Annotated in this window: 11 protein-coding genes and 1 pseudogene; all 12 read left to right on the forward strand. The window is 53.6% G+C overall.

Annotated features, from left to right (window positions below):
• Positions 1-272 precede the first annotated feature (272 nt).
• Positions 273-623, forward strand: coding sequence for a DUF7768 domain-containing protein (locus BN6465_RS03030; RefSeq protein ID WP_066731586.1), 351 nt, complete (start codon positions 273-275; stop codon positions 621-623).
• Complete coding sequence (locus BN6465_RS03035) at positions 616-1332, forward strand: antirestriction protein ArdA (protein ID WP_066731591.1); 717 nt, start codon at positions 616-618, stop codon at positions 1330-1332. Before BN6465_RS03030 ends, BN6465_RS03035 begins: the two co-directional genes overlap by 8 nt.
• A 53-nt stretch (positions 1333-1385) precedes the next feature.
• Positions 1386-2162 (forward strand): DUF6674 family protein, encoded by a 777-nt coding sequence (locus tag BN6465_RS03040; protein WP_066731593.1) that lies wholly within the window; start codon positions 1386-1388, stop codon positions 2160-2162.
• Between the two features lie 78 nt (positions 2163-2240).
• Positions 2241-2711, forward strand: coding sequence for a PcfB family protein (locus tag BN6465_RS03045; protein ID WP_066731595.1), 471 nt, complete (start codon positions 2241-2243; stop codon positions 2709-2711).
• A pseudogene (locus BN6465_RS03050) lies at positions 2708-3004 on the forward strand (hypothetical protein); the annotation flags it as partial. The gene BN6465_RS03045 and the pseudogene BN6465_RS03050, both read left to right, overlap by 4 nt.
• 56 nt (positions 3005-3060) lie before the next feature.
• Positions 3061-4911: a recombinase family protein gene (locus tag BN6465_RS03055; RefSeq protein ID WP_206538840.1), complete on the forward strand. Its 1851-nt coding sequence runs from the start codon at positions 3061-3063 to the stop codon at positions 4909-4911.
• A 78-nt stretch (positions 4912-4989) separates the two neighbouring features.
• Complete coding sequence (locus BN6465_RS03060) at positions 4990-5184, forward strand: transposon-encoded TnpW family protein (protein WP_022030172.1); 195 nt, start codon at positions 4990-4992, stop codon at positions 5182-5184.
• Between the two features lie 133 nt (positions 5185-5317).
• Positions 5318-5614 (forward strand): P-loop NTPase family protein, encoded by a 297-nt coding sequence (locus tag BN6465_RS03065; RefSeq protein WP_022030173.1) that lies wholly within the window; start codon positions 5318-5320, stop codon positions 5612-5614.
• A gap of 185 nt (positions 5615-5799) precedes the next feature.
• Positions 5800-6633: a methyltransferase domain-containing protein gene (locus BN6465_RS03070; protein ID WP_002584969.1), complete on the forward strand. Its 834-nt coding sequence runs from the start codon at positions 5800-5802 to the stop codon at positions 6631-6633.
• 131 nt (positions 6634-6764) lie between these two features.
• A complete protein-coding gene (locus BN6465_RS03075) occupies positions 6765-7061 on the forward strand; it encodes a DUF3847 domain-containing protein (protein WP_022030174.1) in 297 nt (98 codons plus the stop codon).
• A 116-nt stretch (positions 7062-7177) separates the two neighbouring features.
• Positions 7178-8815: a MobQ family relaxase gene (mobQ, locus tag BN6465_RS03080; RefSeq protein WP_002584967.1), complete on the forward strand. Its 1638-nt coding sequence runs from the start codon at positions 7178-7180 to the stop codon at positions 8813-8815.
• A gap of 14 nt (positions 8816-8829) precedes the next feature.
• Positions 8830-9392 (forward strand): DUF3991 domain-containing protein (locus BN6465_RS03085; RefSeq protein WP_154670191.1); only part of this gene is annotated, 563 nt, incomplete at its 3' end.

Consider the following 9392-nt stretch of genomic DNA (forward strand, 5'->3'; position numbering starts at 1 on the left):
CTTTGCGGGGCCCTGCCCCGCACCCCGGAGCTCTAAGGATTATTCCCCGTCGCCGTGGACTTCATAGCGCAACCGGGGGAGGCAGTCAAGGGTGGCGCTCGCGCCACCGCCAACGGCGGCAAAGCCCTTGACAGCCTCTCCCGGTTGTGCTTTCCCACGGACGAGCGACGGGGATTATTCCTTTGAGCCGTTCCCCCGCCCATGAGTGGGCGGGGGCGGAGGGGGTGGGCTGACCCCACTTTCGCAAAAACAGGAAAAGGAGGAACCTTACTATGAAAAGACCTTTGGCATACATTACCGCCGCATGGAGCGGGGACTGTGAGGCCGACACGGAACAGGCCGCCGGATATTGCCGGATAGCCTATGAGGCCGGATTTTCCCCGGTCTGCCCCCTGCTGTATCTCCCGCTGTTCATCAATGACGCTATCCCGCAGGAACACAAGGACGGGATTGACATTCGCCGTGATATGCTCCGGCGCTCCCGTGTGCTGGTAGTCTGCGGCGGGGATATGGACGAGGACGTGAAAAACGATATTGCCGTGGCCCAGCGGCTCAACATCACGGCAACCACCCTCGCGGGCATTGTCACGGTGAACCAACAGGGCCGGGAAAGCCATGATTGAGCTGACCATCGGCAACCAAGGCAGATACGCCGAGGGCGTTTTGGCAGTTGCAACGCTGACGCTCCCCGCCACCACCGAGGCCGTGCAAGCCGCACTGTCCCATATCGGCGTGGACGGCAGGCGGTATGAGGAAATCTATATCGCCCAATGTGAAACGCCCGTGCCGGGGCTGGCCGCCCGTATCGGGGAATATGAAAGTATTGACGAGCTCAACTGCCTTGCCGCCCTGCTGGAAACATTGGACGGAAACGGCGGGCTTGACAAATTCGAGGCCGCCGTGACCCTCGGGGAATACACCGGGAGCGTGAAAGACCTTATCAATCTGGCCCAAAACCTCGACTGTTACGACCTCTACCCCGGAGTAACCGACGAGGAAAAATTGGGCTATTACATGATAGACGAAATGTGCGCCCTCAAAATCCCGGAGGAAATACAGGGCTATTTCGACTATGAGGCATACGGGCGGGACACGTTTCTCAACGAAACAAGCGAATTTACGGACAGGGGCTACATCTGCAACAACGGCGGCAGTTTCATTGAGCACTATTCCGGGCGGGACGATCTGCCGGAGGAACACCGGGTTTTCGCCTACCCCAAGGAAAAGGAGGCCACGCGCTCCATACTTGCAACACTGAAACAGCACCGGGAGGCCGCCCCCGCCGCGCACAGCGGCAAGGAAAAGACGGCGGCCTCCCATGATGAACGGTAGACCTCGGGCCAACTTGACCCGAGGTTTTGTAATCTCACGGAAAGGAGGACGATTTGGCAAAACGAAAAGAGGCGGATACCCCGATTTTAGAAAACGAGGCCGTCAAGGAACTGCTTGCCCTGCTGAAAGAAAATCAGGCGCAGGGCGGCAAGGAGCTGGCGGCGGCCATCGGACAGGTGGCGGAAATGGAAAAACAGCTTGCCGAGGCCGTGGGGGAACTGAAAACCATGCGGGAGGATTTGGCACAAATGCAGAACCACCCGCTGAAAGCGGCCCTGCAAAAATCCATCATCACCCTGCAAGACCGTATCCTTGCCCTGCGGGATAACCTCGCGGAGCTAAAGGCCGGGGTGATTGAGGGCTGTAAAAAGGCCCTCGCGGATTTCAAGGTGCGGGGCGTGGCGGCGTTAGACAACGCGGCCCGTTTCTTCCATATTAAGTCCGGGCTGGAAACCATGCGGGACAATCTCGGCCAGAGTATCGGTATCGACCAAAAGGCCATTGCCAAGATTGAGGCGGTCAGCGCCGAGTACCACGAAGCGGGCCGGCACTTGAAAAACATAGGCCGCACCCTCACCGGGAAAGAGGCGGTACAGGAGGCCAAGCCCGCCGGGAAGCTGGCAAAGACCATCGAGGCCCCGTACCGGGCGGAGCTGGCCTGCCTCCACGCCATGAAAAAGAGCGTGGGAAAAGCCATTGACCGTGTTTCCCGGCTGGAACAGGCGGCGGAGAAAAAGCCGTCCATCTTGAAAACCATGCAGGAGCACAAGGAAAAAGCACAGCCGCCGCAGGAGAAAGCCGCCCCGGCTGTGTCCCATGACGGGCGGTAGACCTCGGGCCAAGTTGGCCCGAAGCCAGCCCCGGGGGCCTCCCCTCCCACAGAAAGGCCCGGACAGAAAGGAGGTTTCATGCAGGAGGAAGTAAACGAGCGCACCGTGGCCCTGTCCGTCAAGGCCGCGAAGCTCACAGGGCGGGTGCTTGCCAGCGCCCTGCAAAAATGGCTGGCAGACCATAAAAAGGCCCATGAGGCCGGGCTCACTCCCCACGGGAGGCAGAGCGTAAAAAAGCTCATGGGCCATGAGGGCGCAAAAAACAGTATTCAGCTAAAGGGAGCGCCGAGGCAGTTTGACCGCGTGGCCCGCAAGTTTAACGTGGACTACGCCTTTTACAAGACCGGCCCCAAGGACTATCTGCTGTTCTTCAAGGCCGGACAGGCGGACGCCATCACGGCGGCGTTCTCGGAATACACCAAACGGACGCTTCACAAGGGCAAGGAAAAGCCCTCCATCATCGGCCAGCTACGCAAATTCACAGAGCTTGCCAAGGAGCGGCAGCCGGAGCACCAACGGGCCAGAGAGGCGGTGAAAGGGGAACGATGAACGAGAAAATCAGGAAATATCTGCTCCCCAACCTCCCGTACCTGATGGTATTCTGGTTCTTTGCACAGCTCGGGGAGGCATACCGCCTCGCGGCTGGGGCTGACTTTGCCCATAAGCTCATAGGCATGGTGGCGGCCATCAACCCGGCCTTGCAGACAATCGGGCTGGGCCTTGCACCCCTTGACTGGCTGGTGGGCCTCGCGGGAGCCGTGACAATCCGGCTGGTGGTATACAGCAAGGTCAAGAAATCAAAGAAATTCCGGCGTGATCTGGAATACGGCTCGGCCCGGTGGAGTGCATAATTTTAAGTGTAAAGGAAGCCTATATGGACGCACAGGAGGTTATGCACATGACTGATTATAGTAAAATTACAGCCCTTTACTCCCGCCTTTCCGTGGGCGACGAGGACAGGGACGGCGGTGAGAGTAACTCGATACAGAACCAAAAAATCTTTTTGGAGAACTACGCCAGAGGGCAGCACTTAACCAATATCCGGCACTACATTGACGATGACGAAAGCGGCAGATTTTTTGACCGTTCTGCCTACTCCCGCATGATGGACGATGTAGAGAACGGGAAAATCGGTGTCTGCATTATGAAAGACCTGACACGCTGGGGGCGTGACTATCTCCAAGTCGGCAATGCGATGGAGATATTCAGACGGAACAATGTGCGCTTTATCGCAGTCAACAACGGGATAGACAGCGAAAAGCCCGATACATTGGAGTTTGCGCCCTTTATCAACATCATGTCGGAGTGGTACGCAAAGGACATCAGCAAGAAAGTAAAGACCGGCATTAAGACGAAGGGCATGAGTGGAAAGCCGATTGCCACCGAAGCCCCCTATGGCTATGTCAAATCCCCGGACAACAAGGATTTTTGGATTATCGACGAGGAAGCCGCCGGAGTTGTTCGTTTGATTTTTCGCCTGTTTCTGGACGGAAAAAACCGAAACCAAATTGCCGTATATCTCACGCAGGCGCAAATCCCAACGCCCACATTCTACATGAAAGAGCGCGGGCGGGGAACCTGTAAAAACAGGGCGCTCAATGAGGCCAACCGCTATAAGTGGAACAAAGCCACCCTGACCCATATCCTCACACGGCAGGAGTATTGCGGTGATGTTGTCAACTTCAAGACCACAAAGCACTTCCGCGACAAGCGGAACCACTATGTAGACCGGAGCCAATGGCAGATAACCGAAAATGTGCATGAGCCGATTATTGACCGCACCGACTTTGAAACCGTACAGCGGATTTTGGAAAATGCGCCCGTCAAACGCCCCAACGGGGACGGGGAAATCCACCCTTTGTCGGGCTTGCTTTTCTGTAAGGATTGCGGTGCGAAAATGCACATTCGCATAGATTATCGGAATGGCGGCAAGCGTCATGTTGCCTATTGCAGCGAGTACCACAAGGGAAAAGCCAAAAACCCCAAATGCAATTCCCCGCACATCATTGACGCGGATTTGCTCATGCAGACCATCGCGGAAGTGCTGAAGAAAATCGAGGACTATTCTATCAGCAACTGGGCGGAATTTGAAGCCTTAGTGAAAAAGAACCTTGCCATGCAGCAGACCGACAAGACCAAGAAACAGCAGAAGCGTATCCCGCAAATCACGACGCGCCTTGAACAGATTGACAAGGTGCTGAACAAGCTCTATGAGGACAACGCCCTCGGCACGATCCCGCAAGACCGCTATGAGCAAATGTCGCAGAAGTATTCAGAAGAATACTATGCGCTGAAAGCGGAGCTTGCCGAGCTGCAAGAGCAGCTATCCGCTTTTGAGAACGCGGGCGGACGGGCGCAGAAGTTTTTGAAGCTGACGGAACGCTACGCTGCCTTTACCGACCTGACCCCCGCCATTCTCAACGAGTTTATCAGCCGGATTGAAGTGCATGAGCGCGACAAGAAAAGGGCAAAACAAGCCATTCAGCACATCGGGATATATTTCAACTATATCGGCAAATTTGAGAACGAAGTGACACAGCTTACAGAGCCAACGGAGCAGGAAATCCGGCAAATGCGGGAGAAAATCGAGGAAGCCCAAAAGGAAAAGAGCCGCGCCTACCACCGGCAGTATTCAAGGGAGTACCGGGCGCGTAACCTTGAAAAGCGACGGGAGTATGACCGCATGAAAGCACGGGAATACCGGGCAAAGAAAAAGGCACAGGAAGCCGCCGCAGCACCCGCACAGTAAAACCGAATACTGACAACCAAGAGGGATTTTCCGGGCTACGGGAAATCCCTCTTTTGCACCCAGAGAAAGGAGCCGCCTATGGCAGAACAGAACGGGACACCTCAATCCCCCGACAGTGTTATCACGACACAGAGGGACGGACAGACCATCGTTGCGGAGTTGTTTTTCAACCACAGCGGCACAGAAACATTCCGCGACAAGCTGCTCAAAGTGATACTTGCCGACAGCTTGCAGGACGGTCAAGAGCCGGAAAAAACGAAAATCACGCGATAGGAACCGCCCGGACGAAGAATGGTTCGCCGGGGCGGTTTCTATTTGAAAATCCCCATTTTCCCCAAGTCAAGAGCCGGGAAAATTCCCTCAAAAATGCCCCTCTCTCCAAACGAGGGCGCAGAAAGGAGAGTTTATGCGAACAGGGCTTCCCAAGCAAAAAAAGATCACAGACATCTGGTTTGATGAGAAAGACCCGTTGATCCATATCCGTACCCACAACACCGACTTGAAGAAGCGGCTTGCCGCCTATGCCGAGCAGCACCCCGATGTGTGCCGCCAGACCGACGCAGACCCGGAAACGGGCTGCATGGAGTTTGACATTGAGAAAGGCCGCTTCTCTTTCCGTCTGACCGCCCCATACAGCGAGGAACGGCGGGAAGCGGCGCGGCGGTATGCCAGAGAGAGCAACGTCGCCGACAGGCTGAAATAGAGTTGAAATGTTCATAGTTTTGTGCTATACTTTTTCTAAAAGCAGAGTAATACTGCGGAATTGATTGGAGGACAACACAATGGTTACATTTATGAGATTAAGATAAAACCGCGAGTTATGTTGCGGTTATCCGTATTGCATAACTCGCTTATTGAAGCAGAGATGTAATTACGGAGGAAAAACAAATGAATAATAATTTATCACGCTTTGCAGACAGCAAGGTTTATTTTCAATGCCCAATTTGCACAAAATCAATGGATATACAAGGCAATAGCCTAATTTGTAGACATGGACATTGCTTTGATATTTCAAGATATGGGTATGTAAATTTGTTGTTAAAATCATCGCCCAAAACCAACTACAGCAAGCGGTCTTTTGACAACCGGCACCAAATTTTGGAGTATGGCATGTATGATGTTGTGTTGGAGAAAATCATACAGTTTATTTCTGATACGCCATCTATAAGAAACATTTTAGATGTTGGTTGCGGCGAGGGTTTCTATGCAAGGCAGATACAGCAAAGAACAGAACGAAACATCTTTGCCTTTGACTTGTCAAGGGAGGCAATACAGATTGCATCAAAAAAAGACAAGCGCAAAGCAGTGAAGTGGTTTGTTACTGACTTATCAAAAATCCCTTTGAAAGACGGAAGTATGGATTGTATTTTAGACATATTTTCGCCTGCACACTACAAAGAATTTCAGCGATTGCTATCTCCTAACGGATATGTTGTGAAAGTAATTCCTACGAAAAATCATTTGAGGGAAATCAGGACTAAAGTGCAAGCACACTTGAAAAATCCAGATTATTCAAATGAGTCTGTCGTTGAATATTTTGAGAAATATCTTAAAACCATTTCAAGAGAAACGGTTTCAGCCACCGTACAGTTGTCATCAGAACAAAGAATGTCGTTTATTGAAATGACGCCGCTTCTCTTTTGCGTTGAAAAAGATTGCGTTGATTGGCGTACTCTCACACATTTGACAATCGAAGCTGATGTTTTAATAGGAATGTATTAAAGGGCGTATTGATATTTAATATTCCCATTTATTGAGCAGAACGGAGTAAACCAAACACCCTAATCAAAAGGACAGCCGAGGAAATCGACTGTCCTTTTTCTATGCCGACAGGTAGAAAGGAGTGACCACCCATGACGAAACCGAGAGAAAAAAAACGCGAGGAATTGCAAGCCGAGATTGAGGACGGGAAGAAGAAAATCCGGCAGCTTGAAAATCGGGAAAAGGTGTTGCGGCAAAAGTTATCCCAAGAGGAACGCAGGACGCGCAGCCATCGGCTGATCGTCCGGGGTGCGGTCTTTGAGAGCATTGTGCCAGAAGCAAAGACCATGACCGACGAAGAAGCCGCCGCCTTTCTCCGGCTTGCCCTGACGAGCGAGGAAGCGCGGGGCTATCTGAAAAAACGCACCGAGGGCGGGAAAAGCGAATAATCCCTTTGGTACAAAGGGCGCACTTATACACCCTTACGGGTGCGTGCGCTCTGCCGAGGGCTTGTCGGCACAGAGAGAAAGCCGCTTGCTTCCCTCTCTGACCGACATTGGCGGCTTTGCCGCAACAAGGGGCTGCACCCCTTGCGCCGCTTACGCGGCTATCCCTGCACACCCACAAAAACAGTATACCAGCCTTTGGCGTCTGTACCATTTTTGCGGGTTTTCATTTTATCCGGGAGGTGATACCCATAGCCATCTATCATTGTAATATCAGCATTGTCAGCCGGGGCAAGGGCAAATCAGCCGTTGCCGCAGCCGCCTACCGAAGCGGCGAAAAGCTGACAAATGAGTGGGACGGAATGACACACGACTACACCCGCAAAGGCGGTGTTGTCCATACGGAAATTATGCTGCCACCCCACGCCCCGCCCTCTTTCTCTGACCGTTCAACCTTGTGGAACAGCGTGGAGCTTTACGAGAAAGCCGGGAACGCCCAGCTTGCCAGAGAGATTGACGCGGCGCTCCCCATAGAGTTATCCAGAGAGGAACAAATCCGGCTTGTCCGGGAATACTGTTCCTCTCAATTTGTTTCCAGAGGAATGTGCGTTGATTATGCCATTCACGACACCGGCAAGGGCAATCCCCATTGTCACATCATGCTTACCATGCGCCCCCTTGACGAGCGCGGCGCATGGGCGGCAAAGTCCCAAAAGGAATATGACCTTGATGAAAACGGCGAGCGTATCCGCTTGCCAAGCGGCAGATACAAGACGCACAAAGTTGACCTGACCGGCTGGAACGACAAGGGCAACGCCCTCTTGTGGCGTAAGGCATGGGCGGATATTTCAAACGCCTACCTTGAACGAGCCGGAAGCCCGGAGCGTATCGACCACCGCAGCAACGCCGAGCGCGGCATTGGCGAGATACCCACCGTCCACATGGGCGTGGCGGCTTGCCAGATGGAGAAGAAAGGTATTGCCACCGAGAAAGGCGAACTGAACCGGAATATCCAAAAGGCAAACCGCCTTATACGGGAAATCCGAGCGCAGATTGGAAAGCTCAAAGAATGGATTGCCGACCTGTTCAAAGCGTGGGAAACCGCCCCGGAACAGCCGCAACAATCCCCCGGCCTTGCAAATCTGCTGATGAAGTATTTGAGCGTTCAGAGAGAAAAGAGCCGGAAGTATTCGCAGCGTTGGCAACAACAGCACACAGCCGATGAACTGAAAACCATAGCGGCAGCGGTCAACTATCTGACCGAGCATGGTATCTCTACCCTTGATGAGCTGGACGCAGCCCTTTCCTCTGTCAGCGAACAGGCCGACACTATCCGGGCAGGAATGAAAACCGCCGAGGAACGCATGAAGAAGCTGCAAAAGCTGATTGAATACGGGAAGAACTACACCGAGTACAAGCCCGTTCACGATGAGCTGAAAAAGCTGCAAAACGGCTGGACAAACAAGCGCGACAAGTACGAGGAAGCCCACCGCGCCGAGTTGACCCTATGGAACGCAGCAAGCCGCTATCTCCATGCAAATCTGCCGAAAGGAACAAAGACCTTGCCTATTGCGGAATGGGAACAGGAATATGCCGACCTCAAAACACAGAGGGACAGCGATTATGCCAAACTGAAAGATACCCGCGCCGATGTTTCCGAACTTCAAAAAATCCGCAAATGCGTGGATATTGCACTCCGCGCCGACCAGCCGGAGCAGACACAGACCCGCACAAAGCGGCACGACATAGACCGATGAAAGGAGTGAGTTTTTTGTACTACACCCAAGAACAGATAGACCGGGCGAACCAAGCCGACCTTGTTTTGTTCCTGCAATCGCAGGGGGAACCGCTGGAACGCGCCGGACAGGAATACCGATGGAAACGGCACGACAGCTTGACCGTCCGGGGCAACAAGTGGTATCGCCACAGCCAGAGCAAGGGCGGCGGCCCCATTGATTTTGTCATGGAGTTTTTTGGCAAGAGTTTTACCGAAGCCGTTGAACTTCTCACAGGAGAAAAGGGAGCCGCACCGCCGCCGGATAGACCAAGCTCCGCGCCCCTCTCCGACTTCCGGCTACCGCCCCGCAGCCCCGACAACCGAACAGCGAGGAACTACCTCACAGCCGCCCGCCGCATTGATGAAGATGTGACGGGCTTTTTCTTTGCCAGCGGCGATATTTACGAGGACGCAGCCCACCACAACGCCGTATTTGTGGGGCGGGACGAGGACGGAATACCGCGCTACGCCCACAGCAAGGGAACGGCGGGGAAATTTCGCCCTTATGTGGAAAGGCGGGACCAAACCCTTTACTTTTTGTACCCGGGGGCGGGCGG

The organism is Bariatricus massiliensis (assembly GCF_900086725.1).
In the GTDB taxonomy this organism is placed as follows: Bacteria; Bacillota; Clostridia; order Lachnospirales; family Lachnospiraceae; genus Allocoprococcus; species Allocoprococcus massiliensis.

Bases quoted from the DNA above. Each gene is read 5' to 3' on its own strand.
- BN6465_RS03030 (WP_066731586.1), top strand. From the start codon at position 273: ATGAAAAGACCTTTGGCATACATTACCGCCGCATGGAGCGGGGACTGT.
- BN6465_RS03035 (WP_066731591.1), top strand. From the start codon at position 616: ATGATTGAGCTGACCATCGGCAACCAAGGCAGATACGCCGAGGGCGTT.
- BN6465_RS03045 (WP_066731595.1), top strand. From the start codon at position 2,241: ATGCAGGAGGAAGTAAACGAGCGCACCGTGGCCCTGTCCGTCAAGGCC.
- BN6465_RS03055 (WP_206538840.1), top strand. From the start codon at position 3,061: ATGACTGATTATAGTAAAATTACAGCCCTTTACTCCCGCCTTTCCGTG.
- BN6465_RS03060 (WP_022030172.1), top strand. From the start codon at position 4,990: ATGGCAGAACAGAACGGGACACCTCAATCCCCCGACAGTGTTATCACG.
- BN6465_RS03065 (WP_022030173.1), top strand. From the start codon at position 5,318: ATGCGAACAGGGCTTCCCAAGCAAAAAAAGATCACAGACATCTGGTTT.
- BN6465_RS03070 (WP_002584969.1), top strand. From the start codon at position 5,800: ATGAATAATAATTTATCACGCTTTGCAGACAGCAAGGTTTATTTTCAA.
- BN6465_RS03075 (WP_022030174.1), top strand. From the start codon at position 6,765: ATGACGAAACCGAGAGAAAAAAAACGCGAGGAATTGCAAGCCGAGATT.